Origin of the sequence: Maridesulfovibrio zosterae DSM 11974 (assembly GCF_000425265.1) — a bacterium.
In the GTDB taxonomy this organism is placed as follows: domain Bacteria; phylum Desulfobacterota; class Desulfovibrionia; order Desulfovibrionales; family Desulfovibrionaceae; genus Maridesulfovibrio; species Maridesulfovibrio zosterae.
In genome coordinates this window covers 411,256-438,239 of the sequence record NZ_AUDC01000011.1, presented here as the reverse complement: position 1 = coordinate 438,239, position 26,984 = coordinate 411,256, and the positions used below count along the sequence as shown (strand labels likewise).

The following is a 26,984-nucleotide window of genomic DNA, read 5'->3' as shown; positions in this document are numbered from 1 at the left end:
TTTATTTATTCCTATGACAGTTGTTCGTCAATATATTTTTTGATGGATGTGTAAATAAGTTGTTACATATCTAATTCAGCATATGAAAATGGAAAGCTTTCTATTCCACTCCGGCCATTCTTGATAATTCAGTTTCAACTTCCGCGTTATTCAATTGGCGGCAGGTTGTAAATGTTTCTTTGTTAACCACTCCCTTATGAATTAAGAAGTGGCGTTTAGCCAGCTTAGCAAGCTGCGGCCAGTGGGTGATGACAATCAGTTGCTGGCGGTCCGCCAGTTCCTGCATCTTTTCACCTACACGGTTCAAGGTATGACCACCTATGCCGGAATCTACTTCATCAAAAATAAGAGTAGGTTTTTCTGATTCACCTTGAAGTCCGGTAATTGCCAGCAGAAAACGGGAAAGTTCACCGCCGGATGCTATTTTATCAAGTGGCTGAGCTGATTGCCCCGGGTTTGGAATCCACATCAGTCTTCCGCGCATTTCATTAAGCCCCGGGTAAAGCTCATGGGGCTGAAAATCGAATTTAACTTGAACGTGTTCTGAAAACCCCAGCCCTTTAAGTTCCTTCACTACACTATCGGTAAGTCGTTTAGCAGCAACTTCACGAGCTGAGGTTAGGGTTTCGAGTATCTCAGTAAGCTGGTTTACAAGTTCTTTTTCTTTTTTTTCAATTTGAGCAAGTTCAAGGGAGCATGAATCCAGAAAATCAAGATTTTCCTGAATCTCTTTTTGCAGGTCTACAATCTGATCAAGGTTGCGGCCCAGTTTACGTTTAAGTTTGGAAAGATCGTAAAGGCGCTCCTCTATGTCATCAATGGATTCATCAGAGTCAAAATCAAGAGGCTGAGCTCGTAGTTTGCCTGCTAATTCATCAAGAAAATGTTTGAATTCTATTACGTTTTCGCGATCTTTTTCATAGTCAGGAAAAAGATCACATACCCGTTCCATTTCTGCAGAAAGGGCAGACAGGCATCCTGTAAGATCTGGTGCTCCGCGCATTATATCCATTGCATTCTGGATACATTTTCCGGCATCCTCCTGCTGGCGCAAAGTGTTTTTCTTTTTCAGGAGCTCATCTTCTTCGCCTGGGTATGGAGATACTTTTTCTATTTCAGTTCGTTGAAATTCAAGAAAATCTTTCTTTTCGAGCAATGATGCGGAGCGGCTTTTAATTTCATTTTTTTTGGCAAGCAGTCCCCTCAGCTCATTGAGGACTGCATCTTTTTTTTCTGGCAGTGAAATATCGTCCAAAAAAGTATCAAGGATTGTGCACTGGTAGGCCGGTTGCAAAAGCTTCTGCTGAGCGTGCTGACTGGTATGCAGGATCATGGATGCGCCCATGTCTTTTATAGTTCCCTGTGAGCTGAGCTTGTCGTTTACATAAACTCGACTGCGACCAGTCTCGGCTGAGAGTACTCGCCGAACAATGAATTCATCTCCTTCGGGATTGATGAAGAGGGCTTCCACAAGAGCCTGCTTCTTGCCGGGACGGACCATGTCAGGCCGCATTTTTTGTCCGGTCAGGAAATCGATAGCCCGCAGAATGAATGATTTACCTGCTCCGGTTTCACCGGTCAGCACGTTCATTCCTGCTGAAAATTCAATTTCAGCATCTTCAATGAGAGCAAGGTCACGTATTCTAAGCAGTTCCAGCATTTATTTTCCTGTTTACTGTTTCAGTCTAGGATCAAGAATGTCGCGTAAGGCTTCACCAAGCAGGTTGTAGCCAAGCACGGTAAGTAAAATTGCCATACCGGGAAACACTGAAAGCCACGGAGCAATTTCCAGCACTTCTTTACCATCCATAAGAAGGTTACCCCACGAAGGATCAGGCGGTTGCACGCCAAGCCCCAGAAAACTGAGCGATGATTCTACTAGAATTGCTCCTGCTACTCCAAGAGTTGCTGATACAAGCACCGGAGTTATGGCGTTGGGTAGAATATGAGTTGCCATTATTCGAACAGGACCCGCTCCTGCCAGTTTTGATGCCTGTACAAAGTCTCGTTTACGCAGAGATAGAGTTTCGGCTCTTACCAGTCTTGCTACGCCCATCCATGAAGTAAATCCTATTACGATCATTATGTTAGTAAGACCCGGTTCAAGAAATGCAATAACTGCCAGAATAAGAAAGAAAGACGGAAAGCAGAGCATTACATCTACTCCACGCATAATTATTTCATCAACAAGGCCCCCGAAATAACCTGCTGCAAGACCGAGCACAAGACCTATTGCAGTAGAAATACCGACAGCTACAAATCCAACCCAAAGTGATACCCGGCCTCCATAAAGCATGCGTGTGAACAAATCTCGTCCCAGAGCATCTGTTCCGAAAAGGTGCGTAGAACTTGGCGGTTGTAATAACTGATTGACATTAAGTGCAAACGGGTCATAACTGCTCAGCAGCGGAGCACAAATTGCTGCCAATGAAACTGTTCCTACAAGAAAAAGGCCAATATATAGAAGCCCGTATCTTTGGAATTTTGACGGGGGGGCAAGATTTTTTTTATTTGTCATTAATCTTGTCCTCCTGCCCTTATTCGGGGATCGGCAAGGCCGTATGCGAAATCCGCCAGCAGGTTGCCTGCCAGAGTAAGCATTGCTCCAAGGACCAGACTGCCCATAATAAGTGAATAGTCGCGGGCCATAACTGCGCCGTAAAAAAGTTGTCCCAGACCGGGCAAGGCGAAGATTGATTCAATGATAACACTGCCACCGATTAAACCCGGTATGGAGAGTCCCAGAATCGTTATTACAGGGAGCAGACCATTACGAAAGGCATGTTTGAAAAGAACAGTTCGCATAGGCAGGCCTTTGGCTTTAGCCGTAGTTATATAGTCCTGCCGGAGCACTTCAAGCATGGACGAACGCATGAATCTGGACATACCTGCCAGGCTGCCGAAGGTGTAGATAAAGATAGGTAAAGCCAGATGGTGAGCCAGATCAAGTATCTTGCCCATAGGGGAGAGCAGTGCGTAATCAAGTGAAGTCAGCCCTGAAATTGGGAAAATCGGATAGTATATACCAAACCAGAGCATCAGTAGCAGAGCAAGCCAGAATCCCGGGACAGCAAAGCCGATAAACACCAGAACAGTCATGCTTCGGTCAAACCAGCCGTCTTGTTTCCATGCCGAGTACATGCCGATAGGTACTGAGATGAGCAAAGTCAAAAACAAAGAAGCGATGTTCATACCGAAAGTAAGCGGCAGCCTTTCTTTAATGCGGTCCCATACAGGACGGCGATCACCGGACATGGATAGGCCAAAGTCGAATTTAGCCATGCGTGTAACCCAGTTTATATATTGAATATGAATAGGTTTATCCAGACCGTATAACTTTTCAAGTCTTTGGTGAGTTTCGATTGTTGCTGTCGGATTCAGGGTAGTTTCCATGTCGGTTGGCGAGCCGGGAGCCAGATGTATGACCCAGAAGCTTATGACTGTGATGCCGATGAAAACAACAAAAACCCATGCAATTTTAGATGCAATTTTTAAGGCAATTTCCAGCATGGTTCCTCGTAAATATTCGCAGGTTAGATTCCGATGATAATTTGCTAAAGATAGTCCAAGTTGTCTTTCTAGGCAACTGTACAGAAGGGGAACATACAGTTGAAGAAACTGAAGTCTAGGAGTGCGGAACTACTCATGTAAATAAAATTAAAATAATTAAAATATGGTGTTGACAGATCTTCGTTAAATTTGTAGACATCATTTCACCCAACGAGTGGGGCTGTAGCTCAGTTGGGAGAGCGCTTGAATGGCATTCAAGAGGCCAAGAGTTCAATTCTCTTCAGCTCCACCATAGATATCAAAGGCTTAGAAGGTTTTCCTTCTAAGCCTTTTCTTGTTTTACGTACAGGCTTTACGTACAAGTGGTGTAAAAACGCATAAAACCCCGCCTCATTTGAAGTGGGGTTTTATGCGTTTTGTCATTGCAAACTTTTACGTAAGAGTTGCGGCACTGTGAGAAAGGTTTTAATGACTGTTGAAGGATATCGTTAATTACTAGAATGGAGCTTAAGATGAATCTAAAAAATAAAGTTGCAGCTATTACTGAGAATTCTTTCAATTGTCCTCATTGCGAAGTATTTTCGATTCAACATTGGGAAAGAGTTTTTATAAAAAAAAATAATGAGGTAAATATATTTTCTAAATTTGATGAAGAATCTTTTTTGCCTCATAGTGATTTGATTAAAATATTTCCTAAATCGAACTCAGAAATGAATCATGCTGTAGATCCTTTACATGAATTTATTAAAAAAACGAATTCTGGTTTAGTCTTTTACCAAAAAACAAGTAAATCTGAATTCTGTGTAACAACAATAGAAAATTTATATATTAGTAAATGTTTTGCCTGTAAGAAGATTGCGATATGGGCGCATGACAAACTTGTATATCCTGCTCAAAAATATCAAGTTGAAGCAAACTCAGATCTTCCTGATGATATTCTAGTCGATTTCGAGGAAGCCAGAGCTATTGTTGATGATTCTCCCAGAGGTGCAGCAGCTTTACTGCGTCTTGCAATTCAAAAGCTGTGTAAGCATCTTGGAAAACCCGGTAAAAAAATTAATGATGATATTGCTAGTCTTGTAAATGATGGATTGTCCCCTAAGATCCAGCAAGCGCTGGATCTTGTCCGAGTTGTAGGGAATGATGCAGTTCATCCTGGTGAGTTAAATCTTAATGACAATAAGGCGATAGCCTATAAACTTTTTGATTTTGTTAATATAATTGCTGAAGAAATGATCTCACGTCCTAAAGAAATTGAAGATTTGTACAATGGCCTCCCAGCCTCTAAGCTTGAAGGCATTGAAAAACGAGATAATGGTAAAAAGAAATAGCTCTTTATTTTTATAACTGTGGAAGCTTTTCAGCTGCGTTCATTCTATCCGCTGAGTGCGGTTCGTAATAGTTTTGATGAATCATTCTCACGCTGGTTCCGGCTAAGTAGGCTATCGTTGAGAATTCAACTCCATGGTTAATCATAGTTGTAATCCAGAGGTGGCGGATATCATATAGACATACTGGGTAAGGCAGATTTGCCCCTTTGGGGCCGGAGGCATTTTCTAGAGAACTTTTCATGTGGGTGACAGGCTTTCCTTTGTATTCAACAATATGCCCGCTTATATTTGTAAGCCTTGCTATGTAGAGCTTCCTTAAAAAATCTTTTGAACAATGGACTGTTGCCCATTTGTTAACTTTGGTATGGTAAACTTTTATGGTTCCTTTGCTAAAATCTACATTTGTATCATAGCGCAGTGAGAAGAAATCCATTTTCCCCGGCCTGACTGGAATGTTCCATGCTGCATCAATTGCCCAGGCTAAATGATCCGGCGCATATTTTTGAATCTTGCGAAGGTCTTTTAGAGTTAGCATTGATTGCCGGCTTTGCTCTTTTCCTTTTTGCCATAGAGCAAGGGGATTTTTCTTTATGTGTTCATGATCTTGGCCGTATTGGAGGATTGCTCGTAAGTAGCCTATGTATCTATTGCGTGTGGATTGGGCAGAATCGACATAATGCTTGGCCAGAACTTTCATGATATCGGCTTGTGTCAGCATATTACAGGGGACGTTGGTCAGTTCTGGTGCGAATGTTTTGTTAAAAACACTGGCCCAGTCTTTAAGCCAGCCTGTTTTTCTGCCCTGTACTTTTTTTTCGTTGATCCAGATCTGGCAGAGTTCATCTAAGTATATTCCGCCAGTTCGGTGGATTGGTAGTTGTTCTCCCTTGGATTTTTTAAATTTAATTTCAAGGTCAAACTCTGTGGCTAATTTTCTTCCTTTTGATCCTTTTCCGAAAGACCTACAGCGCATTTTTCCGAGTTCATCTCGGAAGTCAACAAGCCAGTACCCATCTTTTCTTTGCCTGACACTCATTATACTTGCACCATATGGGGTTTGCGGTTGCGCTTGATAGGCTGATCCTTGAACTGGCTTGGTTCCATCATCCACAGATCTAAAATTGATTTGGCATAACGGTTATGGTCTGGCCCAACTAATGGCAGCACATATCCTTTGATTTTTTTGCAAAATGTGGATGGAGAATATCCGCAGTATTTTGCGGCTTCCTTCTGATTGTAAAATGGTCCTGTAATATCCATTTGCCCCACCTTGATTATGGCTTTGAATGTGCATCCCGTCTGATTATGAACCTTGGTAGTATATTCTCCTTTAGGAGATTATATCCTATTTGCGAATGCTTATTAGGAGATATTCTCCTAATTATCAAGCGCGTATTATATAAAAGTACTCAGTTAATAGAAAGGAGGTGGAGAATGGAGGACCCTGTGGGAGAATTATACCAGTTGGTTGAGGCTTTAGATCTGTGTTGTCGGACAGCGCCTGTAGGCTTATCATTTATTCTTAAATTACTTAAAGATAGACTCTATGCTGCAGTAGTGCAGCTTGAAAATCAAGAGTAAATACGCAGGTCGGTTATCCGGCCTGTTTTTGCTTCATGTACTGGTCAACCTGCCAGATCAAAGCTGGGAATTCAGAGCTAAGGGCAGAACTCATTCTGTATGCTTCAGATAGACTGAGCCGTCTTGGCGGTTTTCCCGGGGCGGGGCTTCTTAGTTGGCGCCAGACTCTTTCTGCTGTTCCTGTGGATTGGCCAGGGAAAACCTTTCTGGCGAAGTCAGAATGCGTAAGTTTCATTTCTTTTGCCTTCTTTGTGACAAATTTTATGAAGTATTCTTCGAATATTACATCCATTTAACTGCTCCTGCTGGCCATATTAAATTGTAACTAATTTAAGGGTAGTACCTTATAAGGTAAAATCTCCTAGGTAAAAAGGAGATAATATCCTTGACCTCATAGGATATTATCTCCTATTAGAAGGTATGACAAATACAATAACAAAATACATTGAATATCTACGTAAAGAGTTTGGGTCTTATTCACAATCTGCAAAATTTCTTAGCGTTGATCCCAGATCATATCGCAAGCAGAGAAAGGATCTAGTTAAGTCTAATCGTGCAAGACGCTCCATTGTTCTTTCAGCTAAATATCTGCAGCTACGCAGGACTATCTGCGTATTGAGAGATGAATATGGTGTTCCTCTTTCTGACATCAGGGCTGCGTGTCGTAAGGTAAAAATAAAGTCAACATGAGTTTTTCCTGTTGACCAGAAAGCATAGCGAGCTGCCGTCGTCAATTCAAAAAATTGTACTGATCAAAACTGCATAGAGAAGTGATATTTTAGCACCTGAAAGAAATATATCAAAATATTTTTAGGTAGCCCTACTCTTTTTTATGCAACCCTATCGCAATAAGTGGAGTCTGTATAAATATACATTGTTTACGAATCATTCCTGTAACCATATGATATCCGCCTAAATAACTGAAAATAATTAAAAGAGATAGAGTAATACGTCTTAATCCGTGGCAGATCCGGGCGCTCTAATTGGGCGTGGTGGCTCTGGATGATACAATTGATGTTAAAGAAGAGGAAATGATTAATGACTATGAATAATAGAGGTTCAGCAGTAGATATTGATGAAATTGTTCAGGCGTTGCGCAGCGATTCAAGTCTGGAGTTTACGGAAACAGGTAATGCCTTCATTAAGGGGAAATGCCCGGATTGTGGTAAAAAAGAGTTATTCATATCTAAAGAAAAGCCGTGGCAGCTCAAATGTAACAGGCTTAATAAATGCGGCTATGAAGAAGCCACCAGAAACAGGTATCCAGAAATATTCACCAATTTTTCAAAGAAATTTCCGGCAACTGAAGCAGAGCCGAATAGAACAGCTGATGCTTTTCTGGGGTTGGACCGAGGCTTTGATCTTTCCAGGATTCGTGGTTGGTATGAGCAGCAGTCTTTGCAATTGCCTGGAACGAACGAGTTTTGCAGTACGATACGATTTTATATTGATGCGGAGCGTACCCGTTACTGGGAGCGGCTTATTGACAAAACCAAAAAGGATGGCCGTAAGGCTCACTTTGGAGGTCGCCGAAAAAAAGATGAATCTATATACCGGGGAGACGCTTGGACTCCCCCCGGTCAGGAGCTGAAAGAAGGTGATAAATGCTTTTGGGTGGAAGGCATTTTTCACTCTATCGCGTTGCATCATCATAATTATAGATCTTTTGCTGCTTTTAGCTGCAGTCATTTTCCCGTAAATTTCATTGAAAAGCACAAGGGTAGGGGGGTAAAGTGGATCCTTGCGTTGGACAGTGATAAAGCAGGAACTGAAGCTGTGCATAAACATGCCAGAAAGTTGCGTATTATGGGAGAAAAATACGAAGTCTACCTACTTCCGGAAAATCAGGACTGGGACGACCTTCACCGAGCCGGAAAAATAGATAAAAAGTTCATGTCTGGTTGCCTATATCGCGGCAAGCTGATGATGGCTGAAACTGTGGAGGAATGTGCTTATATAAAATACGGAAGATTCACTTCCAGAAAATTCGTAATAAACTTTCGGAACCGTCTTTTCAGCGTTAAAATTGATATTGGAGCTCTAACGGAAGATCTGCAAAAAGTGGATGCTGTCATTGATAGTGATGATGGTTTTAAGTGCTTTTTATCTCATTGTGATGTCATAGAAATATGTAATCGAGATCCTCAATGCCTGTATCGTGAGGTCGATGATATACTTGATGAACAGTGGTATGTTTTTAAAATTAATTCACCTAAAGGCGAATCTGAGGTTGTACGTTTTGAGGGAACTAACATTGCTTCAGCAGATGCTTTTCACAAGGCATTGTTAAATAGAACTGGTGGCGGAATTTTTAATGGTTCACCTGCTGATATGCGGATCCTCACAGGGCGGTGGCTACGTAATCAGCTTCCTGTTGTGCGCTCCATTCCTTTTATCGGATATGATAGCAATGTTGAGGCCTATATTTATCCTTCTGCAGCCTTTCACAAAGGCCGTGCAATTGAGCTGAATGAAGATAAGTTCTTTAATCTGGGTAAAAGTTTTATCCGGCCGGGACTTAAGTCAATCAAAATATCTGCAGACGGTAAGTTTGATTCTCTCTGGTTTGATGATTTTCAAATGGCTTTCAGCTGGCAGGGAGTCGCGTTGCTTGCGTTCTGGCTTGGCTCACTATTCGTGCAGCAGATCCGCAAGGAACAGAAGTCTTTTCCATTCTTTGAGTTTACCGGCGATCCGGGGGCAGGAAAATCTACCGTACTTGAATTTCTTTGGAAACTGGTCGGTCGTGAAGGTTATGAAGGGTTTGATGTAATGAAAGCGACTGTGGCCGGACGGCGCAGGGCTTTTAATCAGCTATCAAATTTGCCCGTTGTAATTATTGAATCTGACCGTGAAAGTGGAATCAATGACGGTAAGCAGCGGCAGTTTAATTTTGATGAGTGCAAGCCGTTCTACAATGGACGTGGAACAGGAACGCTTGGAGTTGCCAGAAGAAATAACGATGTTGATGAATCCCTATTTCAGGCTTCGCTCATTATCTCTCAGAATGCAGAAGTTGATGGTAGTGAGGCTCTGCTTCAGCGTATAGTTCATTGCCATGCTGACAAGGCACACCATAGAGCAGGTACACGTGAAGTTGCAAGAAAGTTTGAAAGATTTACAGCCGAAGAAGTTAGCGGATTTCTTGCTGCAGCTCTTAAAAATGAGAAAAATATTTTAGCAACCTATTTTGAAGCTTTTGACCGCATCGAGGGGGAATTCTCCAAGGTGCTGCAAAATGAGCGTATAGCTAAGAATCATGCACAGATTGCCGCCTGTGGATATACTCTGAAAGTTTTATTCCCATCCATAACAGATCAGACAATTAAAAGTCTGCAAGGCTATTTGCGACATCGTGCAGTTCTGCGCGAGGATCGTCTTGCAGCTGATCATCCTCTGGTTGAACAGTTCTGGGAGACATACCGATATCTGAACTCAGAGACAGGAGCAGGACCGGAATACGCATTAAATCATAGTGCTGAACCTGGTTTGATAGCAGTGAACCTGAACCATTTTGTGCAAAGGTGTCGGGAAAAAGGGCAGGAACTTCCTGATATGAAGTCTCTTAAAAAACTTCTGCCTCAATCTAAAAAACATGAATTGGTAGATAAGGGCAGGGCAATTAATAGCTGTCTGAGCAATAAAACCGTTAGGTGCTGGATTTTTAAATCTAATAGTTATTTATAATAGTGTGTTATGATTGATTTACACGTGTATACGCGTACGTGCATTTGAAACATAAATTTATTCTCGACAGTGGGTTTCGGAAAAGTGTAATAAATGTAATCTAAAAAAATAGTATATATAACATGCCTAAATAACTATTTAATATGCAGTTTTGAGACTGTAATAAAAATGTAATTTTATGTAATTTATATTACACTTTTTGATTACATTTTGAAAAAATATAACTATCTTAAATTATTGTTTATTACATTTTGCATTACACTTTATTACATTTTTTTGTAATCGTAATTAGTTAAATATTTTAGCGTATTAACATATTTTAAAATAACCAGTTACTGAAATTACATTTTTCCGAAGCCTTCACCCATTTCCGTAAATAAATGCATCTGTTCAGCCGGACCTGCCTTTCTAATTTTCTGGCGTAGTTGCTCTGGTAGATCCAGAGCAGAAGGGCTTAATGTATGTGAAAAAGAAAGTTCCATTGCCCAGCTATGCCCACATTCTGGATTTGTACAGCAGCAGTATAGTCTCTTTACTGTCTCTGCTTCTTGTGAACTTGATTCAATCCTACCAACATATCCGCATTTTATGCAATAAACTCTTACACTCACAGTTTTAAATCCTCTATTTTATTATTAAATAAAATTTATACATTTGTTAATTCTATTTTTTATCAATTTATTTAATATTAATTCATATTTTATATGAATATATTTGGAATTTGTAAATAATATTTATATTCAAAATATATAGTTTGTTGCATTTTTAATTTTTTATAATTTGTAATGTATATTTTAATTATTTTTTTTCAATCCGATTATATTGAAATAGGATTGAAAAATGTTGTTACAATATTTTTGTAGTATTATTCTCCTCTCTATGGCTAAGTTTAATACATATTTTTATAGTAATTAGTCATGGCATTGTTACATCTGATTAATCTATCTGTATGCATACATTGTCTATGGTTACATTCAAATTGATTTTAATGTGATGGTGGATCATTCATGAAACTGTTTAAGAATTTTTCAGAATTTTTACTGAACGTTTCCGGTGTGCAGCCTGAACAGCTGGAAGGCTGTACTGACAGCGGCGAGCTTGAATTCAGCGGCAAAGATCTCGGAAATTGTATGGAGATAGGCCGCTTTAGATATGAAGGAGTTTTCACAGTTGTAAACTTTCAGGGAGATATCAATTTATTGTTATCTCAAATCATTGCATGGCTGGACGATAACGATACCGAAAGGTCAAACTTGAACCTTCCAGATCCAGAACTTGTTATCTCCTTGCTTGAAAATGATAGTGTGAAGGTTGAACTCTCCGTATTTTTTGAAGAGCCACTTATTGTGGTCCCTGATGTTGGTGGACCTATTATCTGGAATGGCAGGAAATGGGCAGTCAGCGAGTTGGATGTTGATATCGCTACAGAGCTGGTTGGTATGAAAACAGAGCTGGCCATCAACTATCAGCCAGATCAAACGAGCATAGGAGTTTAAATGCTAGGCAAAGTACAAGTTAATAATCTTAATTTATTTCAAGGCGAATTTGATGAAGTAGAACGCTACTTCCTTTTTGTCGGACGTGGCGCGGGAACTAATGAGGGCAAGTTGGTTACTGTCAACACTGACACTGATCTTGGAGAAGTTCTGGGCGAAGAAAGTTTTTTGAGAACTCAGATTGAAGCAGCAAAGGCAAATGCAGGGCAGAACTGGAATGCTTGCGTTTATCCGCTTGCAGATGCTGAAAGCTGGTCCGAAGCAGTTGATAAGTGCATGGAACTGGTCAGTGTTGAAGCTGTTGTGGTAACTGATGCTGTAGCGGACAGTACCGCAGTTGAAGCATATCAGGCTAAGGCTGAGTCCATCATGGGCAAATATATGCGCCCTTTGTTTTTTATAGGAACCAGCAGAGCTATGACTGCCGAAGAAAACTGGACTGATTTTGCAACTCACCTGAAAGGACTGGTTGCAGGTGTAGCAGCTGATCAGGTTATGATTGTCCCCACTCTATGGGGTATGGACCTTGGAGCACTTGCAGGAAGACTCTGCAATCAAGCTGTTACTGTAGCTGATTCTCCTATGCGTGTGGCAACCGGTGCATTGGTTGGATCATGGTCTGCAAAGCCAGCTGACAAGGATGGCCGAACAATTGATATGTCCATTTTGCAGGATCTTGAAAGTGCAAGACTGTCCGTTCCTCAGTGGTATCCTGATTATCCTGGTCTGTACTGGGCAGATGGCAACATGCTTGATGTCCCTGCCGGTGATTATCAGTGTGTAGAAAATCTGCGAGTGGTTCAGAAGGCAATGCGCAGGGTTTACGTGCTGGCCGTTGCCAGAATAGCAGACCGGAAACTCAATTCTACTCCGGCAAGTATTGCGGCAAATCAGACCTATTTTATGCGTCCTTTGCGCGAAATGAGCAGGGCTGTTGAAATCATGGGTATTCAGTTTCCCGGTGAAGTGAAACCACCTAAAGAATCCGATATTACAATTAACTGGAAAACTAAATATCAGGTTGAAATCTACTTGGTTGTTACTCCATACAACTGTCCTAAATCTATTACTTGTAATCTTTTGCTGGATCTATCCAATCAGGCGGAGGCGTAAATGGCACAGCGTTTAAGTGGGAAAAATTTTGATATTACACTGGGAGACATCCAGCTGCATGTAGAGAAGGCTTCTCTCAGTATTGAGGATAACAGCAGTGCTGCTAAAGATCGTGGTGTTCCTAATGGCTGGGTTGATGGTGATGTTGCTGCATCTGGAGATATTGAAATTGATGCAACCAATCTAAAGCTCATTTCTGAAGCTGCTCGTGCAGCTGGAAGTTATAGAGAGTTGCCTGATTACGATATGCTTTTCTTCGCTAAGACAGGCAATGAAGAAAAAAAAGTTGAAGCATTTGGGTGCCATTTTAAGATTGAATCGTTGCTGGATATTGATCCCAAGGGTGGAGAAAAAGATATCAGCAAACTTCAGTTTGAAGTTACCAGCCCTGATTTCGTGCGTATTAACGGAGTTCCTTACTTGTCTGAAGCTGATACAGAAGGGCTGTAATGGATTTTGCTGATTCAGCACAAATTCAGGAAGAACTTTTAAGACAAATAGCACTTGCTGAACCTGAACTTAAAAAAAACAGGTTCAGCAAACTCCATTGTGAAAGTTGTGGACGATCTATTCCTGAACCAAGAAGGGCAGCCCTTCCCGGAGTAAGTTACTGCATAAATTGTAAGAAGCAAATGGAGAGAGGGGATGGCAAGGCCCAGAGGTATTAGAAATAATAATCCAGGCAATATCCGTCATGGTGAAAAGTGGGATGGTCTCACTGAAGTACAGCCTGATCATTCATTTTGTACTTTTGTCAGTCCTGAATATGGAATCAGAGCCATGGGTAAGATTTTGCTGACTTACCAGCATAGATACAACCTAGATACTGTTGCCAAGATAATTAATCGATGGGCTCCACCTGTTGAAAACAACACATCCGCCTATGCAGTGCATGTTGCAGAAGTGTTAGACATGGATCCTGATGAAAGGATCTCAGTTCATAGTAATTTGCAGGGGTTGGTATTGGCGATAATTCAGCATGAAAATGGTCAGCAGCCTTATGACATTGTGACTGTGCAGCGCGGGGTTGCAATGGCTTTGGGGGGTGCTTGATGTTTTTAGACGCAATCGGTTCAATTTTTGGAGAAGGCGGTCTTGGTTCAACCATTGTCAATATGGTTAAGGATTATTTTCCGCCTGATATGAGTGAAGCTGAGAAAGCCAAGTTTACAATGGCGATCAATGAAGCGGCTCATATTAAAGAGAAAGAAATGATGCAGTTGGCCATGCAGGCTGATCGTGAGTTGACCGACAGAATTGCATCTCTTGAAGGGACTGCTGCTGATCTGAATCAACTGCCGTTTGTTGGACGGATTATTATTTTTCTGCGCGGCTGCCAGCGTCCACTTTGGGGGTTTGCAACTTTGTATATGGATTTTCTATGGTTTACAGCATGGAAACTGACAGAAAAGCAGCAGACAGCTTTGATTGTAATCAATGTATTAGTGTTAGGTTTTCTATTTGGTGAACGCACTATTAAAAATCTTGAACCTCTGCTGTTGAATATTTTTGGTAATAGCTCAAAAGGGGCCAGATAAGTGGCGGATGGTCTTATCCTTAAAGCGATTCCCGGAGTGGCGAGTTTCTTATGTGCTATCGCTCTGTTTTGGAACAAATATCTGCATAATTCTTTGGTTGCTAATCGGAAAGAGGTTGAAGCTGTAAAGTTGGATGTAGCAAAAAACTATGTATCACATAGTCAGATGGATAAATACTTTTCGCAAATGGAAAAACGGTTTGACCGTTTAGAAGCCAAAATTGATTCTAAAGAAGGAAAATAAAGATGATCATTAATGTGAAAGTGCAAGATAAAAAATTTGATTTTGATGTAGAATTGACTGTTTACAATCAATACATCAATGAAATGATGCCTAATAATAAGGTTACTCCTGCACATAATTTTCTAATGCGTAGTATTATCCCCGAGCATAAAGATGAATTGGCTGAAATGCTTAAAATTCCCAGTGCATCTCTTCAGATTGCAGCCGCTGTTGTAGAGGAATACACACCTGACCTTGAAATTACGGTGGGAAAGTAGAAGCGACAGCAAAGTCCATTCAAAAGAATGGCTTAATGCAGCTACAGGTTCTTTGTTGTCGGTGGTTCCCCGGGCAAGAGGTTACGGAGGAATCCATGGCTGAAGCTCTTTGGTTGGAACAGGATTTTTGGGAAAAGATGAGCGTAGCAGTCAGTAACGGAATTTCAAAAGCTTTCAGAGGTTGATTTGTCGAAATTAGAGAAGCTTACTTTTTCTGTAGAAGTATTGACGGGAAGAGCTCTCACTAAGCTGGAGAATGTTCAGAAATCTTTGGATTCTGTCACTGCTAAGGCGAAGTCCGCTTTTCGCGATGTTGGATATGGAAAGGTTTCACAGAGCATAAAGGCTTTAGTGCAACCTGCCATGGAGTTTAACAGTGCTATGGGTGATGTTAAGTCTCTGAACGTTCAAGACGCTGCAATGGATAATCTTGCTAAGAAGTCATTAATAAATAGCGTCAAATATGGCGAAAGCGCCAAATCATTTGTTTTATCAGCCTATCAGATTCAATCATCAATTTCCGGGCTTAAAGGAAGTGAATTGGCTAATATTACAAATGCCAGTCAAGTACTTAGTATCTCCACCAAAACAGATGCAACGGCAGTTAACACATATATGGGAACGATGTTAAGTGTTTTTGAGAAAGACGCTGAAGCAATAGGTAAAATCAAGTTTGCTGAACAGGTTACAGGTAAGACTTTAGCCGCTGTTAATATGTTCCGTACAAGCACTAAGAAAATGTCTTCGGCTTTTTCGGTCGTGGGAGTTGCTGGTCAATCCGCGGGGGTAAAGGTTTCAGAACAACTTGCTGTACTGGGTACTCTGCAGAAAACTCTGCCGGGAACTGATTCAGGTAAAAAATATAAAGCATTCCTTGATGGAATTGGTTCTGCCCAGGAAAAACTTGGACTTAAGTTCACAAATTCTGAAGGAAAATTGCTGCCGATGGTCCAGATCATGGACAAGTTAAAGAGCAAGTTCGGTGAGACACTAAGTCTTGCAGAGACAGATGTATTAAAAAAAGCATTTGGATCAGACGATGGCGCTGAAGTCATTAAGATTCTTATGAAAGACACAGGCAATCTTTCAGCAGCAATTACAAAGCTTTCCGGGGTAACCGGTATGGCCCAAGCTAAAAACACAGCTATGCAGCGTGTAGATCCGTTTCAACGAATGGTTCAAGGTGCAAACGCTCTCCAAATTATTTTAGGAAGTCTCCTGGCTCCGGCAATTGATCATCTTTTCAATTCTATCGCCAATGTTATCGAAGAAATTATTGAATGGGCAGAGGCATATCCAGCTGCTGCAAAATGGATCAGTTATGCTGGAGTGGTCGTGGCAGGATTTATCGGAATTCTAGGGGCTCTACCTATCGTCACCCGACTGTGTGCAAATGTAATGATGGGGTGGAGTAAAATTATCTCTTTGTGGACAGGAGTAACTAAGACTGCCGCTTTTTTTACACAAGCATGGCGTACAGCTCAATTGATGTTTAACGCGGCTTTTTTAGCAAATCCTATTGCTGTTGTTGTTGGTGGAATTGTCCTTGGCATCGCTGCTTTGATTGCTTTTATGCCACTTATCACCAAACTTTGGGATTCTTTTAAAGAATCTTTTGGTGATACATGGTGGGGCAAGGCTTTGATCGCCGTATTTGATCCTGTTTTGTCCTGGCTTAAAAAGTTAGGATCAGTCGTTAATTGGGTTATGGAGAAACTAGGCTTTTCCCCTGAAATACCAATATCTACAAAAATAGATAAGGCTGCACAGGTTCCTGTACATGGCTCCTCTACTATGACTGATAGTCAATTGGCTACCAGCGCAAATTCTGTAGCCCTTACTGCACCACCAGTGAAGTCCTTGCAGCACTTAAAACAGCTTGCAGTAAATGGCGGTGGTATCAAGAAGGATTTTGTCAATATTTCTACTCAGAATAATTCTAATTCTACTCAAAACCGTGGGCCTGTAACTCAGAACTTCTACGGCCCCCATTCAAATACCAATGAGCAATTTGCGCTGGCGGTGTGCTGATGTTTTTAGATCTGCTTATAACAAATAATGACTTGGTGTTAGATGCCGGTGGCAATCCTGAAATGGTACAGGACCTTGCCTGCATCACTCAGGATATTTGTCATATGATCCGTGAAACTGGGCTGCTTGTTGATCTGGTATCGAATCGGGATAAGCGGCGTACAGCTGAAAATCTGATTAAGATCAAGATCGAAGTAGAAGATGATATTCGTATTGTGCCCGGAACTTGCCAAATAGTCGAAGTGGAAGGGCAACCAGGAACGTTCAACTTGACTGCAACTGCTTATGATTTTGGGAATCTGGGCTTTCAGATTGAGGTTTAAATATGGCTGTAGATTATAGAGAAATGCTTAGGGAAGTCGGAGTCCCTACTACTGAGAATGAGATGGATCAGATCTGGAAAGATCTGAATACGGAGCAGGGAAGTCTTATTCAGAATGATTCTAAATGGTCTCCTTTTTGGAGGCTGATGAATGCTATCGTTACTCAGCCTTGCAAATGGCTGGTTGATTTGCTGGCTGACACTGCGCTGCCGAATACATTTTTAAAAACGGCTTCAGGAATATGGCTTGATATTTTTGGATGGGGAGTTGATCTGGAGCGAAAAAACGCTTTAGCAGCCCGCGGTGTAATTAGTTTTACTCGTACTAATTCTGTAGGTGCTCTGACTATACCGTCTGGAACGATTATAGAAACTCCAGCTATATCAGGATATGTATACCGGCTTATTACTTCTAAAGATGTTACTGCTGTCGATGGAGAACTGGTCTTTACTGTTCCTGTTGTCGCAGAGCAGACCGGAACAGCCTATAATCTTGGACCTGGCTATTATTCAATTTTACCCCGCCCTATTCCTGGCATTGCAGCTGTAAAAAATGAAAATGAATGGCTGGAAGTACCGGGTGCAGATAAAGAAGCAGACGAACCTTTTCGTTTGCGATGTCGCAATCAATTTTCTGCTGTTGGACAGTATCATCATGACGCTGCTTACACGGCTGATATTGCTTTGTTTGCAGGAATTCGCACTGATTATATTTATTTTGAGCATGGAGCTCCGAGAGGTCCTGGAAGCGCTAATGCCTTTATCATGATTGATTCAGGGATTCCCTCACAGGATTTTGTTGACGCTATTAATTTATACATTCGAGATAACGGTCACCATGGACATGGCGATGATATGGTGTGTTTTCCCATGCCTACCAGCGATGTATCCATGGTTGTAGCGGTTTATCCTGTGGCTCACCTTGCTGAAAGTAAAATTATAGATCTGAAGCAGGGAATTGAGGATCTCATCCGCTGTGCCTTTCGGGAAAATTCAAACTACGAAGCCACACAGACTTTTCCTTTTTCACGCTTTTCTTTGTCCAGACTTAAAGAGGAACTTCACTTAGAATTTAAGGATCTGAAGTCCGTTGAATTCGATTTAAGCCAGGATATTGTTACAGGAATGAACCTGCCTCAATTGACCGAATTGACTGTGGAGCTTGGAGTATGATTCCAGTTTTAGAGCTGCCATTCTGGCTTGGAGGCCGAGAGCTTGAAAAGTTAAGACAAGCCGCTTTTGGCTGGTGGGAAAAGCTTACTGAATGGGCAATGATTCCCGTCAATATGCAGGATCCTGATAATTGCACGGAAGGTTTTTTAAAGCTGCTGGCGTGGCAGAGAGATATCAAGCGTTTTAGCTCTGAACCGCTGGAAATGTTTCGTAAACGTGTGAGGTTTGCTCGAATCAATGCCATTGATTCAGGATCTGTTGCCGGTTTTAAAAGAATTTTTCAGCGGCTTGGCGTTGGGTACGTGGAAATTGAAGAACGTCTTCCAGGACAGGATTGGGACATTGTTTCCATTCGTCTTTCAGACAGCCAGCTATCTATTAATCAAAAACTTCTTGAAGCGTTGATTCAACACTATGGGCGTACATGCCGCCGTTATGATTGGCAGGTCATTACACCTATCAGTGTCAAGATTAATACTCAGGAATTTAATCACGATACATTAACTATTTATGCGAAAGTCCCGCCGCTGGCCATGTTGGTTCATGGAGGCGGTTTTGATAACGACACTCTGACAATTGAGGCTAAATTATGAGTTCAGTGATTACCGTTGCCGGTGAAAATTTAATTGCAGCAAAACAGGGGGCAGGGCAGCTGCTGGTCATTGATAAAATGATTTTTGCAAATGTTCCCGATGTGGACCCTGAAGTAGCTGTTGACCGTAGCAGTCAAAAACCTGCTGCTGAACAGATCATGCAGGAATATGATATTCCAGCAGAGTATATGGCTTATGTAAGTCCTAACCAGGTTGTCTATTCAGCCGTGCTTGATAGCAATGATGGAGACTATGATTTTAACTGGATTGGTCTTTATTCTTCTGCCGCAGATGTTGTGGTGGCTATTACAACATTGCCGACTATTTCCAAGTTTAAGACAGCCGGTCAGATTCAGGGCAATCACCTGACCCGCAATTTCATGCTGTCTTTTGACGGTGCTGCGGAAAGCACCGGAATGACCGTGGCTGCTGATACATGGCAGCTGGATTTTTCTACCAGACTTTCCGGCCTTGATGAGCGGGATAGGAAAACGAACCGTGATATCTACGGCCGTGCAAGATTCTGGAAAGATGGTTTTAAGCTGATTAACACTGAAGGATCTTATACTTTGTCCTCTGGCGTAGCCTATGTGGAAGGGATTCGTATAGATCTGGATAATCCGTTTCCTGTATCAGGGGCGAGGCTGCCTAAGTCAATCTGGCTGGATGTATCGCTTTCACCGCAAGGCTCAACTGTCGTGGCCAAGGCAGTTCCGGTTTATGGTGATAACTTTGAAGATAATATCCAGGATGGAATTAAGCATTACTTTGTAAAAGTTGCTGATGTTGATGCTACTGGAAAGATTGTAGACCGCCGAGTTGTAGACAATATTGAAACAGATCTAGTGGAGTATCTTAAAACTTTGGTCCATGGTCACGAAACTGATCCTGATGCGCATAGCGAACTACTGGCCAAACTCGCTACAGGCGTTCCGGATATCTTATATCCCCTGAACATGGCAGAAAATATAGGTGAAACACCTGTTTTTACCTGTACTCAGTTTGTACCGATCTTTGCAAATACATTGCAGAATGCAGCGCAGTGGCAGATAGACTACGCTTCAAAAGATTTCAGTAATCCTGTTTTTGATTCAGGCCCCAGTGCAGTTGCATTAACCTCTTTTGAAATGCCTGCCGATTATTTGCAAGTAGCGAGTATTTATAAAGTTAGAGTAAGGCGTAGGCTGAACACTGGACAGTGGTCACCATGGTCAACTGCTGTGACTTTCACAACTCGCGATATTTTTAATTACGTGGACCGTCCATCAAATATTTCGCCCAGCTCCGGTGCAACTGGTGTTATGGAGTGTCCTAAGTTTATTTCCAGCCAGTTTAATGTGGTGGGAGATGAGACTGATACCCATGAATCAACACAGTTCCGTGTGAGGATCGGTGATACTGCTTTACACTTGTCACCGGAACTTGGCCCCGTGACAGAATATGTTCTACCTGCGGGGTTGTTACAAGTTTCCAGTGATTATGTGTGGGAAGTTCGTCACAAAGGGAGTGCTCTCGGTTGGTCTGAGTGGTCAACTGCTACCAGTTTTCATACAGCTATGGCATTTATCACAGGTGATGAGGCTATTTCTTTTACTTCGTGGGATGGTTACGACAACGCCTCTGCTGCCGGAGTCGCGCTTGCTGATGATGCTGCACTCCGTAGTAACTGCGTTGATCAAGGCGCGGATGAGGGAGATTGGATTAGTCTTCAGACTAGGCTGAAAATCCGTGAACAGGGTTTGAAGGTGGATGAGAGAACCAGTTCTACTCATCTTGTCACTACGGACCAGCTGACTGCTGGTTTGAAGGTTGGTACCAGTGAGGGTATTGCGACACTTGGTGATGTAGCTGTTGATTCAATTGGTACATCCGGTGCATTTACTACAGGTCCCGCGTCTGGCAGTTTTGGCAGTTTTGCCGGGGCATATGTAGACCTGAATCATTCTTTAATAAATGGTGAGCAAATCCGCTATGGGGCTGCTTGGCTTAGAAATAATCATAATTTTGCAATGTGCGTTGTCCGTCATATTTCAGGGCAAGAGTATGAAATAGTTGCGCGAAGTTTGGACATGACTATACAGGGTGGGCCATCTAGTCCTACTTACGCAGCTATAGATTATGTTGTGCCAGATACTGGAGATTATTATTTGTGTTACCTCTCCGATGGCGCGGTCTATGATTATTATAACAACACTGGCAATTTTGCCACTCTTACGTCGTTGGAATGGTCATCTCCTGTCGGAACAACCTTTATTACTGATTCAACAACAAATGCATGTGCTGTCCTTTCCTGTATTTATGGTTCCGGCAAGATTAGCGGATCATGGTTGTCTAGTAGCGATGATCGTGACGATATTGATACTCAGGTTGCAATTAAGTTCACTGCTGAAGATATAAGTTTAGGAATAGTCTGTTTTGATTGGAATCTGGATTATGGATCAGATTGTCGCACAATCCCTAAATTGTTCTCCGACAACAACGGTAGACCCGGTATAGAGCTTTGGTCCGGTGCGTTGATAGACGGGTCAGTGCAGACCAATGCACAATATGACTACTCCGGCGCACCGGAGTTGACTGTAGGTGAGGATTATTGGTTAGTTCTAGTTGAAGCATCAGGAAGGATGTATTTAACTAGCACTACTGATTTAGCCGATGCCGGGTCGTATTTGACCGGGGCAAATTTTGAAACCGACATTTCTGCTAATGGTAAACCTTTTTATTGGATTCAATATGCTGGCGATAAATACATCGCTGACATTTCAGCCGCCGGATTTACTTCAGCACCTACCAAAGCCCATATCCTACCATCCCTTACCGCCGCAACAAATGTGAAGGTTGGGATTGATAATTGGCCTGTCTATGAGTCCAGCGCACAGCATAATGCTGAGTTATTTAACGATCCGTATCACGATGGTGTAGTTTACTACTTTGATGTTGATGACACAGCACAGTTATATAAATCTGTAGATTATGGTGCTACGTGGACCCACATATATACGATCGACGGCAATATTTTTAATATTGCATTTTCAAAAAATGCTATATTTATTGCAAATTCAAACGGCTATCTTTTAAAATCAACAGATGGCGGTGTTACTTTTAATGTATTAGATTGTGCAAATCCACGTGGGTTAGCCGTATCTGCTGATGGTCAGCATATTCTTTGCGGCAAAAATAGCGAGATATACGTCAGTAATTATGGTGGGGCATTCAATGAAAAAGCAGAAGTAGCAACGTGGGCTGAGCATATATTCGTGTTAAATTCGGGTCGCTTTATTGCAAATGGATATAATGGAAACGTTAAATACAGCGATGATAATGGAGTTACGTGGACAGAAGGTCCTAAACTTGGAATTATTGGCTATGCATTAGTAGAGGCTGATGGATTTTGTTATTTTGCAGGTGACTCTAACATAATTTATCGTTCATCTGATAATGGCACTACATGGACTGAATGGTTCAATGATGCTGAAACAATTAAGCATATACGAAATATTAACGTGCGTGGGAACTATGTATATGTTGCTGCTAGCGGTTCATCTGATACGTACGGTATTTATCGTATTGATATTGCTACAAAGACACTATCAGCAAAGTTGCCAGACTTTGTTGGAACTGGAGCAAGTGTTGTTTTCAGTGGAGATTACTTACTGTTCTCAAGGAGTAATGATCCTACCGAGGATGGTACTGGCTCAGTTAAACGAATGCTTATTCAGGATTCAGCAGTAACAGTCCCTGCCGAAACCGCATTCACTCCGGCTGATTTTGCCGAAATTGACGTTGAAAACGCTATTCTTGGCACTGATGCCGACCTTGATCGTCCTGATTTTATGCTACTGGAATCCGAAAAAATTACCCCAAAAGCTCCTTTCCGACGTGTGGCTATTGGTGTGTCAGGATTACCTGAAGGATCAGAAACCCGCATTACTGAAACTCAGTGCGATACCTGGAAGCAAGGAGCTTAATCAATGAATATTAGCAAGATGACTATTGACGAAAAAAAGGCGTTGGCTGCTGAACTTGCGCCTTTCATCCTTGGGGAATTCCGTGGAAGTTCAGAAATGATTATTCCTGGAGTTGAAAGATCTATTAAGGTTAAGACCCGTACCATTGATAGCGGGCAAATCTCATCTCAAACCCGTAATGAACTGGATGCGGCGGAAGCCGCTTACGACGCGGCAACAAATGTTGAAACTCGAAAAAAGGCACTTAAAAACATCGTTGGAATTTTCCGCGTAATTTTGATGGGCAGGAAATAGTGTGGCAGACAGTTAATTTCACACTTCCAGATACGGCTGCAGGTATAAAACAGGACTCTGATTCTGTCCTGACAGCTGTGTCTGGTGAAATGTCTGCAGCACAGTCCCGTTTGTCAGGTGTGGCCGGATTTATTCCAGTCACGCCTTCACCTATATCGGGAAATGCCGGCAATGCAGCTGATCTGACTAATCGGCTAAAAACTCTGCTGGCTGTTAATGCACAATTTATTTGCGTTCATCCATATGTTCATCCCGTAGGGGATAAGCGTGGAGATTACACATATTTATCACCTAGTGGCTGCCGTGATGCCGTTCTGGCTAAACTTGCCGATCCTTATGAGAAGTTACCTGCAAGTGAGTGCGGCGCTTTGTTTTTAAAGATAACCGGTTACGATCATGCTGATATGGCCGCAAAACTAGCGGTTTTTAATAATGTTTTTCCGGTTACTAGTCTGCAGCTTGTTCAGCGCAGAGCCGCGGATCTGTCTGTTCATGAAAATGAAAAATATATATTCGGCAATGGCTTCATCTCTCCAAAATTCCAGAGTCTGGAAGAAAGACAGCACCAGACCAACAAAATGATGGATGCAAGAATGGCCAGACTGGTGGCAGTTTCCCATGGTTACGATACTCAGAACATCCGTCCGGAAAGTCTGTTAAGCGAGCTGATAAATAAAAAACGGATACAGACTGAGCAGGCGGATGAAGTTTGGAAGAATCTATGCTCTAGTTTTTCGGGAGGATCCGGAAATGCTGCATATTTATCAGGCAGCGTACGCCAGATTCGCCATGATTTTTCACGATTAGCTATTAGGGAAGGTGCGCACATTCTGAGTGTAATCTGTTGCTGGATTGGTGAAGCTGAAGCCATGACCGTTTTTCGTGAGGTGCTGGGAATATGAATACATTTTTAAGACTGGGCAGCTACAATGTTCCTGGCTATGGCCTTAAGGTTAATGGCGGAATGGAAATATATGAAGAGGAAATATCCGGTGAGACTTCCGGTACTGATACAGCTCATAAAGGAATCAAAGCTAAGACTTTGAATGTGTCTTTGAATATCAGATTTAAAGATTATGCCAAGCTTCAGGAATTAATCAGGGTGCTGGAAACCAAAAATGATAGTGGCGAGATGATGGTTTATACCATTGCAAACACAACAGCTAATGCCGGTGGAATTACTCAGGTAAGTTGTTGTGAAAGTGTGGGCTGGAATGAACTGGACAGCCAACGGGCATGGAGCATTACTTTCAAACTTCGTGAATATTTGTCAGTGCCGGAAAAGGTGGAGCAGAGGCAGAAAGGCGTAGCCGCGGTAGTTGAAAATGAACCGGGAAAAGCTACTGGAAGAGTTAAGCCGGTTACGGATACAAAAACATCATGGACAAAGGTAATAGACAATGTTGATAAGGCTGCATCATGAATATCCGTAAAACTCTGACAATAGGCGGGCAGCTTTATCATATTGTGAATGAAGATATTCGTCTTGAGCTTTGCGGATCAGGGCGTGCAGTTTTTCAGATAAAAGCATCTGAAGCCGTTTCTGGGGTGGTGCAGTTCGTTGTCGGTTATTCGTCCCAGGATAAAGACCGTTTATTTTTTACAGGGTATGTGGAAAGCTGCCACAAAGTTGATAATCTGCAGCAGCGCATATTTTGCCGTGAGCTTTCCGGCGTGCTTGATAAGCACTGGCCAGTATCGTTACGTCATTCCACACTTAATGATGTACTTGAACACTACACGGATATTACCGGGTTGATTTTTATTGTTCCGGAGCAGTCATATTCTGATACAAAAGTTCCTTCTTTTCAGACTCTTGGTGATGGTTTTCATGCTATGTCCATGATCGGCGATGTGTTCCAGATTCCGGATTATATCTGGAACCCACAACCTGATGGCCAAATATTTGTTGGATCATGGCAAGAGTCCAGATGGGCAAGCAGGCCGCTAAAGGTTCCTGAAAAATGGTTCAAGCGGGTTCTGACTGATGGATCAAAGTGCTGTCCGATTATCCCGGCGTTACGACCCGGAGCAAAACTCAACGGGCAGCGGGTAAAGAGTATAAAGCTCAAAGGCCATGAGATGGAGATTACATGCGTGAAGTAATCCGCAAAGCTGTGCTTAAACTGTTTCCTGAGCTCTCCGGAGGATTGCATTTAGATAGATATGCCAGAGTGCTGGCCGTGAGTGATGAGCCGGAGCAGGGTGGAAGCTGTGAGCGGTTCCGACCGCGCTATGCAGTGGATCTGGAAATACTTACACCTGAAGGTGAACGGGACGCAGCGTATCCTATATATAAAGATGTTCCGCTTCCTGTATCAAGTGCGGGGATGGAGCGAGGAAGTTTTGGTTTTCCAGAAACTGGCGTAATGGTGGTTGTCGGGTTTGCTTACGGTAGGCCGGATCATCCGCTGATACGGCAGATCTATCCGCTGGGGTTGTCGCTTCCTAAAGTGGCAACTGGTGAGCTGCTTTGGCAGCAGGATGATGAGACTTTGCAGCGCGTTGATCCTAACGGAAACTGGACACGTAAAACTACTGGCCAGATTACAGACAGCAGTTTGAAAAGGGCTGTTGGCGCGATTGATTCTATGGTTGAGCTGGTGCGTGACTTCCGCAAGATTGCCGGAAACAGCACAGAGGAAATCGGTGGAGTAAAGCATATTGAAGCTTTGGGCGCGGTGCTGCTTGGTTCTGGTGGGCATATTGATATGGTGGCTATTGATAACATGAATTTTGTCACTGCTGCCGATGCCAGCTGGATTGTTTCCAGAGATTGGAATGGAGTTACAGGAGGGGATCATCATCACACAATTAAGCAGAATATGACTGAAAATGTGCTGATGAATCGAAATGAAAACACCACTCTGAATTTAACTGAAGTGGTTGGTCAGAATGAAAGTTCTACGGTTATGGGCAATCGGGCGGACGTTACTGATCTGGATCACAGCACCGAGGTGCGCGGTAATCGCACGGATGAAATTAAAAAGGATCATACATCCAAGGTAGACGGAAACAGAACCCAGACCGTGAAGAAAAGTTTTACCAGGAATGTTACCGAGAATTTTACCAGCAAGACCGATGGCAATTTTACTGAGACAATCGGCGGTGATATGCAAAGCACGGTTAGCGGTCGTAGCTCAGAAGATGTTTCCGGAGATAAAAATATTCAGGCAGAGAATATCCGGATGAAAGGGACAACATTCACACTAACAACCAAGGACGGTAATATTAGCTTTTTTCCGCTGATGCTGGATTTTATGGCAGAGGTGCGGGACGCTCTTTATGTTCTTGACCATCACACGCATCCGGAAGCAACAAAGATTGTTCAGGCGGCAGAGGTTAAGAGCCATGCGGATGATATTGACGTAATTCGTGGCAAGCTGGATGTTATGTCTGGGTGAGGCGATTACGAATTAGAAAACTGAAAGCCCTGCTTCAGGAATGAGGCAGGGCTTTTGTTTGTGTTCACAGAAAAATTTAAAAAAAATAAAGTTACCAGAAAATTCGAACTCACCCGTACCTACCCTCGAGACATTTGGAGCTATTTTTTGCAAAAAAGAGAGAACTGCAAGATGTAGCCGCAACAGCTTAACAACAAGGTTTACAGTGAATTTAATGGCTTGCGGAGTCTGCAAGGACTTGCAATCTTGTGCAAGATTGATGAATAGGTCTAAATAAAAGTTATTTATAATATTAAACAGTTATCTGTTTTTTTTAAAAAAAGAGATGATGAGTAGGGGATTATTCTTGTTTCTTCGTACGTGAGAGTAATTTTTTTACGTCATTCCTTTACGTACAAAATGGATAGTACCAACAACAAAAAGCAATAAATGATGTAAAGAAAAAA

The 26,984-nt window shown here is 42.2% G+C and carries 30 protein-coding genes and 1 tRNA gene; 24 read left to right on the top strand and 7 right to left on the bottom strand.

Annotation, left to right across the window (positions count from 1 at the left end; genetic code table 11):
- Nucleotides 1-100 precede the first annotated feature (100 nt).
- The 3 genes from H589_RS0106210 to H589_RS0106200 are packed head-to-tail and all read right to left on the bottom strand — an operon-like array spanning nt 101 to nt 3,510.
- Nucleotides 101-1,660: a DNA repair protein RecN gene (locus tag H589_RS0106210; RefSeq protein WP_027721222.1), complete on the bottom strand. Its 1,560-nt coding sequence runs from the start codon at nt 1,658-1,660 to the stop codon at nt 101-103.
- Between the two features lie 12 nt (nt 1,661-1,672).
- The gene (locus H589_RS0106205; protein WP_027721221.1) at nt 1,673-2,518 is read right to left on the bottom strand and encodes an ABC transporter permease; all 846 of its coding nucleotides are present in this window, start codon (nt 2,516-2,518) and stop codon (nt 1,673-1,675) included.
- On the bottom strand, nt 2,518-3,510 hold the full coding sequence (locus H589_RS0106200; protein ID WP_027721220.1) for an ABC transporter permease: 993 nt from the start codon (nt 3,508-3,510) through the stop codon (nt 2,518-2,520). Before H589_RS0106200 ends, H589_RS0106205 begins: the two co-directional genes overlap by 1 nt.
- A gap of 216 nt (nt 3,511-3,726) precedes the next feature.
- Between H589_RS0106200 and H589_RS0106195 the strand changes: the two genes are divergently transcribed.
- Nucleotides 3,727-3,802: transfer RNA gene (locus H589_RS0106195), tRNA-Ala, on the top strand.
- A gap of 220 nt (nt 3,803-4,022) precedes the next feature.
- The gene (locus tag H589_RS20340) at nt 4,023-4,841 is read left to right on the top strand and encodes a DUF4145 domain-containing protein (RefSeq protein ID WP_035075190.1); all 819 of its coding nucleotides are present in this window, start codon (nt 4,023-4,025) and stop codon (nt 4,839-4,841) included.
- Between the two features lie 10 nt (nt 4,842-4,851).
- Here H589_RS20340 and H589_RS0106185 read toward each other — a convergent pair whose 3' ends face one another.
- Together H589_RS0106185 and H589_RS0106180 are read right to left on the bottom strand one after the other, a co-directional pair.
- Nucleotides 4,852-5,877: a tyrosine-type recombinase/integrase gene (locus tag H589_RS0106185; protein ID WP_027721219.1), complete on the bottom strand. Its 1,026-nt coding sequence runs from the start codon at nt 5,875-5,877 to the stop codon at nt 4,852-4,854.
- On the bottom strand, nt 5,877-6,101 hold the full coding sequence (locus tag H589_RS0106180) for a hypothetical protein (protein WP_051249657.1): 225 nt from the start codon (nt 6,099-6,101) through the stop codon (nt 5,877-5,879). Before H589_RS0106180 ends, H589_RS0106185 begins: the two co-directional genes overlap by 1 nt.
- A 174-nt stretch (nt 6,102-6,275) precedes the next feature.
- Here H589_RS0106180 and H589_RS20760 point away from each other — a divergent pair, with 174 nt between their 5' ends.
- Nucleotides 6,276-6,422, top strand: a complete 147-nt coding sequence (locus H589_RS20760) for a hypothetical protein (RefSeq protein ID WP_156891664.1) — start codon at nt 6,276-6,278, stop codon at nt 6,420-6,422.
- 13 nt (nt 6,423-6,435) lie between these two features.
- Here the strand turns inward: H589_RS20760 and H589_RS0106170 are convergent, their stop codons facing one another.
- Nucleotides 6,436-6,714 (bottom strand): hypothetical protein, encoded by a 279-nt coding sequence (locus tag H589_RS0106170; RefSeq protein ID WP_027721217.1) that lies wholly within the window; start codon nt 6,712-6,714, stop codon nt 6,436-6,438.
- Between the two features lie 128 nt (nt 6,715-6,842).
- On the opposite strand from H589_RS0106170, the gene H589_RS0106165 reads away from it, so the two are divergent.
- Together H589_RS0106165 and H589_RS0106160 are read left to right on the top strand one after the other, a co-directional pair.
- Nucleotides 6,843-7,112: a hypothetical protein gene (locus H589_RS0106165; RefSeq protein WP_027721216.1), complete on the top strand. Its 270-nt coding sequence runs from the start codon at nt 6,843-6,845 to the stop codon at nt 7,110-7,112.
- 348 nt (nt 7,113-7,460) lie between these two features.
- Complete coding sequence (locus H589_RS0106160; RefSeq protein WP_051249656.1) at nt 7,461-10,109, top strand: toprim domain-containing protein; 2,649 nt, start codon at nt 7,461-7,463, stop codon at nt 10,107-10,109.
- 341 nt (nt 10,110-10,450) lie between these two features.
- On the opposite strand, the gene H589_RS0106155 is transcribed toward H589_RS0106160, so the two are convergent.
- The gene (locus H589_RS0106155) at nt 10,451-10,720 is read right to left on the bottom strand and encodes an ogr/Delta-like zinc finger family protein (RefSeq protein WP_027721214.1); all 270 of its coding nucleotides are present in this window, start codon (nt 10,718-10,720) and stop codon (nt 10,451-10,453) included.
- Nucleotides 10,721-11,116: 396 nt separating this feature from the next.
- Here H589_RS0106155 and H589_RS0106150 point away from each other — a divergent pair, with 396 nt between their 5' ends.
- Genes H589_RS0106150 through H589_RS0106060 form a run of 19 tightly spaced genes read left to right on the top strand, consistent with a single transcriptional unit; the run spans nt 11,117 to nt 26,538 of the window.
- The gene (locus tag H589_RS0106150; RefSeq protein WP_027721213.1) at nt 11,117-11,605 is read left to right on the top strand and encodes a phage tail protein; all 489 of its coding nucleotides are present in this window, start codon (nt 11,117-11,119) and stop codon (nt 11,603-11,605) included.
- Nucleotides 11,606-12,718 carry a DUF2586 domain-containing protein gene (locus H589_RS0106145; protein WP_027721212.1) on the top strand — a complete coding sequence of 371 codons (1,113 nt, stop codon included), beginning with the start codon at nt 11,606-11,608 and terminating at the stop codon, nt 12,716-12,718.
- Complete coding sequence (locus tag H589_RS0106140) at nt 12,719-13,168, top strand: phage protein (protein ID WP_027721211.1); 450 nt, start codon at nt 12,719-12,721, stop codon at nt 13,166-13,168.
- On the top strand, nt 13,168-13,386 hold the full coding sequence (locus H589_RS0106135; protein ID WP_027721210.1) for a TraR/DksA C4-type zinc finger protein: 219 nt from the start codon (nt 13,168-13,170) through the stop codon (nt 13,384-13,386). The genes H589_RS0106140 and H589_RS0106135 overlap by 1 nt, the downstream gene beginning before the upstream one ends.
- On the top strand, nt 13,364-13,771 hold the full coding sequence (locus H589_RS0106130) for a hypothetical protein (RefSeq protein ID WP_027721209.1): 408 nt from the start codon (nt 13,364-13,366) through the stop codon (nt 13,769-13,771). The genes H589_RS0106135 and H589_RS0106130 overlap by 23 nt, the downstream gene beginning before the upstream one ends.
- A complete protein-coding gene (locus H589_RS0106125; RefSeq protein WP_035075185.1) occupies nt 13,771-14,256 on the top strand; it encodes a hypothetical protein in 486 nt (161 codons plus the stop codon). The genes H589_RS0106130 and H589_RS0106125 overlap by 1 nt, the downstream gene beginning before the upstream one ends.
- Entirely contained in the window at nt 14,257-14,499 is a 243-nt protein-coding gene (locus tag H589_RS19300) for a hypothetical protein (protein ID WP_035075182.1), read from the top strand.
- Nucleotides 14,500-14,501: 2 nt separating this feature from the next.
- Nucleotides 14,502-14,756, top strand: coding sequence for a putative phage tail assembly chaperone (locus tag H589_RS0106115; protein ID WP_035075179.1), 255 nt, complete (start codon nt 14,502-14,504; stop codon nt 14,754-14,756).
- Nucleotides 14,757-14,791: 35 nt separating this feature from the next.
- The gene (locus H589_RS21225; protein ID WP_035075176.1) at nt 14,792-14,941 is read left to right on the top strand and encodes a DUF6890 family protein; all 150 of its coding nucleotides are present in this window, start codon (nt 14,792-14,794) and stop codon (nt 14,939-14,941) included.
- A 1-nt stretch (nt 14,942) separates the two neighbouring features.
- Nucleotides 14,943-16,787 (top strand): phage tail tape measure protein, encoded by a 1,845-nt coding sequence (locus H589_RS0106105; protein WP_027721206.1) that lies wholly within the window; start codon nt 14,943-14,945, stop codon nt 16,785-16,787.
- Nucleotides 16,787-17,110 carry a DUF2590 family protein gene (locus H589_RS0106100; protein ID WP_035075173.1) on the top strand — a complete coding sequence of 108 codons (324 nt, stop codon included), beginning with the start codon at nt 16,787-16,789 and terminating at the stop codon, nt 17,108-17,110. The genes H589_RS0106105 and H589_RS0106100 overlap by 1 nt, the downstream gene beginning before the upstream one ends.
- Nucleotides 17,111-17,112: 2 nt before the next feature.
- Nucleotides 17,113-18,282, top strand: a complete 1,170-nt coding sequence (locus H589_RS0106095; protein WP_027721204.1) for a baseplate J/gp47 family protein — start codon at nt 17,113-17,115, stop codon at nt 18,280-18,282.
- Complete coding sequence (locus tag H589_RS0106090) at nt 18,279-18,875, top strand: phage tail protein (protein WP_027721203.1); 597 nt, start codon at nt 18,279-18,281, stop codon at nt 18,873-18,875. Before H589_RS0106095 ends, H589_RS0106090 begins: the two co-directional genes overlap by 4 nt.
- Complete coding sequence (locus H589_RS20335) at nt 18,872-22,840, top strand: phage tail-collar fiber domain-containing protein (protein WP_051249655.1); 3,969 nt, start codon at nt 18,872-18,874, stop codon at nt 22,838-22,840. The genes H589_RS0106090 and H589_RS20335 overlap by 4 nt, the downstream gene beginning before the upstream one ends.
- Nucleotides 22,841-22,843: 3 nt before the next feature.
- Nucleotides 22,844-23,134, top strand: coding sequence for a hypothetical protein (locus tag H589_RS0106080; protein WP_027721202.1), 291 nt, complete (start codon nt 22,844-22,846; stop codon nt 23,132-23,134).
- Nucleotides 23,134-24,036, top strand: coding sequence for a hypothetical protein (locus tag H589_RS0106075; RefSeq protein WP_027721201.1), 903 nt, complete (start codon nt 23,134-23,136; stop codon nt 24,034-24,036). The genes H589_RS0106080 and H589_RS0106075 overlap by 1 nt, the downstream gene beginning before the upstream one ends.
- Entirely contained in the window at nt 24,033-24,557 is a 525-nt protein-coding gene (locus H589_RS19285) for a baseplate complex protein (protein ID WP_051249654.1), read from the top strand. The genes H589_RS0106075 and H589_RS19285 overlap by 4 nt, the downstream gene beginning before the upstream one ends.
- On the top strand, nt 24,554-25,240 hold the full coding sequence (locus H589_RS0106065) for a hypothetical protein (protein ID WP_027721200.1): 687 nt from the start codon (nt 24,554-24,556) through the stop codon (nt 25,238-25,240). The genes H589_RS19285 and H589_RS0106065 overlap by 4 nt, the downstream gene beginning before the upstream one ends.
- Nucleotides 25,228-26,538, top strand: coding sequence for a bacteriophage T4 gp5 trimerisation domain-containing protein (locus H589_RS0106060; RefSeq protein WP_027721199.1), 1,311 nt, complete (start codon nt 25,228-25,230; stop codon nt 26,536-26,538). Before H589_RS0106065 ends, H589_RS0106060 begins: the two co-directional genes overlap by 13 nt.
- Nucleotides 26,539-26,984: the final 446 nt, after the last annotated feature.

What these genes read in the sequence shown, in the direction of transcription:
- H589_RS0106210 (WP_027721222.1), bottom strand. Translation starts at nt 1,660, where the DNA reads ATGCTGGAACTGCTTAGAATACGTGACCTTGCTCTCATTGAAGATGCT.
- H589_RS0106205 (WP_027721221.1), bottom strand. Translation starts at nt 2,518, where the DNA reads ATGACAAATAAAAAAAATCTTGCCCCCCCGTCAAAATTCCAAAGATAC.
- H589_RS0106200 (WP_027721220.1), bottom strand. Translation starts at nt 3,510, where the DNA reads ATGCTGGAAATTGCCTTAAAAATTGCATCTAAAATTGCATGGGTTTTT.
- H589_RS20340 (WP_035075190.1), top strand. Translation starts at nt 4,023, where the DNA reads ATGAATCTAAAAAATAAAGTTGCAGCTATTACTGAGAATTCTTTCAAT.
- H589_RS0106185 (WP_027721219.1), bottom strand. Translation starts at nt 5,877, where the DNA reads ATGAGTGTCAGGCAAAGAAAAGATGGGTACTGGCTTGTTGACTTCCGA.
- H589_RS0106180 (WP_051249657.1), bottom strand. Translation starts at nt 6,101, where the DNA reads ATGGATATTACAGGACCATTTTACAATCAGAAGGAAGCCGCAAAATAC.
- H589_RS20760 (WP_156891664.1), top strand. Translation starts at nt 6,276, where the DNA reads ATGGAGGACCCTGTGGGAGAATTATACCAGTTGGTTGAGGCTTTAGAT.
- H589_RS0106170 (WP_027721217.1), bottom strand. Translation starts at nt 6,714, where the DNA reads ATGGATGTAATATTCGAAGAATACTTCATAAAATTTGTCACAAAGAAG.
- H589_RS0106165 (WP_027721216.1), top strand. Translation starts at nt 6,843, where the DNA reads ATGACAAATACAATAACAAAATACATTGAATATCTACGTAAAGAGTTT.
- H589_RS0106160 (WP_051249656.1), top strand. Translation starts at nt 7,461, where the DNA reads ATGACTATGAATAATAGAGGTTCAGCAGTAGATATTGATGAAATTGTT.
- H589_RS0106150 (WP_027721213.1), top strand. Translation starts at nt 11,117, where the DNA reads ATGAAACTGTTTAAGAATTTTTCAGAATTTTTACTGAACGTTTCCGGT.
- H589_RS0106145 (WP_027721212.1), top strand. Translation starts at nt 11,606, where the DNA reads ATGCTAGGCAAAGTACAAGTTAATAATCTTAATTTATTTCAAGGCGAA.
- H589_RS0106140 (WP_027721211.1), top strand. Translation starts at nt 12,719, where the DNA reads ATGGCACAGCGTTTAAGTGGGAAAAATTTTGATATTACACTGGGAGAC.
- H589_RS0106135 (WP_027721210.1), top strand. Translation starts at nt 13,168, where the DNA reads ATGGATTTTGCTGATTCAGCACAAATTCAGGAAGAACTTTTAAGACAA.
- H589_RS0106130 (WP_027721209.1), top strand. Translation starts at nt 13,364, where the DNA reads ATGGCAAGGCCCAGAGGTATTAGAAATAATAATCCAGGCAATATCCGT.
- H589_RS0106125 (WP_035075185.1), top strand. Translation starts at nt 13,771, where the DNA reads ATGTTTTTAGACGCAATCGGTTCAATTTTTGGAGAAGGCGGTCTTGGT.
- H589_RS0106115 (WP_035075179.1), top strand. Translation starts at nt 14,502, where the DNA reads ATGATCATTAATGTGAAAGTGCAAGATAAAAAATTTGATTTTGATGTA.
- H589_RS21225 (WP_035075176.1), top strand. Translation starts at nt 14,792, where the DNA reads ATGCAGCTACAGGTTCTTTGTTGTCGGTGGTTCCCCGGGCAAGAGGTT.
- H589_RS0106100 (WP_035075173.1), top strand. Translation starts at nt 16,787, where the DNA reads ATGTTTTTAGATCTGCTTATAACAAATAATGACTTGGTGTTAGATGCC.
- H589_RS0106095 (WP_027721204.1), top strand. Translation starts at nt 17,113, where the DNA reads ATGGCTGTAGATTATAGAGAAATGCTTAGGGAAGTCGGAGTCCCTACT.
- H589_RS0106090 (WP_027721203.1), top strand. Translation starts at nt 18,279, where the DNA reads ATGATTCCAGTTTTAGAGCTGCCATTCTGGCTTGGAGGCCGAGAGCTT.
- H589_RS20335 (WP_051249655.1), top strand. Translation starts at nt 18,872, where the DNA reads ATGAGTTCAGTGATTACCGTTGCCGGTGAAAATTTAATTGCAGCAAAA.
- H589_RS0106080 (WP_027721202.1), top strand. Translation starts at nt 22,844, where the DNA reads ATGAATATTAGCAAGATGACTATTGACGAAAAAAAGGCGTTGGCTGCT.
- H589_RS19285 (WP_051249654.1), top strand. Translation starts at nt 24,033, where the DNA reads ATGAATACATTTTTAAGACTGGGCAGCTACAATGTTCCTGGCTATGGC.
- H589_RS0106065 (WP_027721200.1), top strand. Translation starts at nt 24,554, where the DNA reads ATGAATATCCGTAAAACTCTGACAATAGGCGGGCAGCTTTATCATATT.
- H589_RS0106060 (WP_027721199.1), top strand. Translation starts at nt 25,228, where the DNA reads ATGCGTGAAGTAATCCGCAAAGCTGTGCTTAAACTGTTTCCTGAGCTC.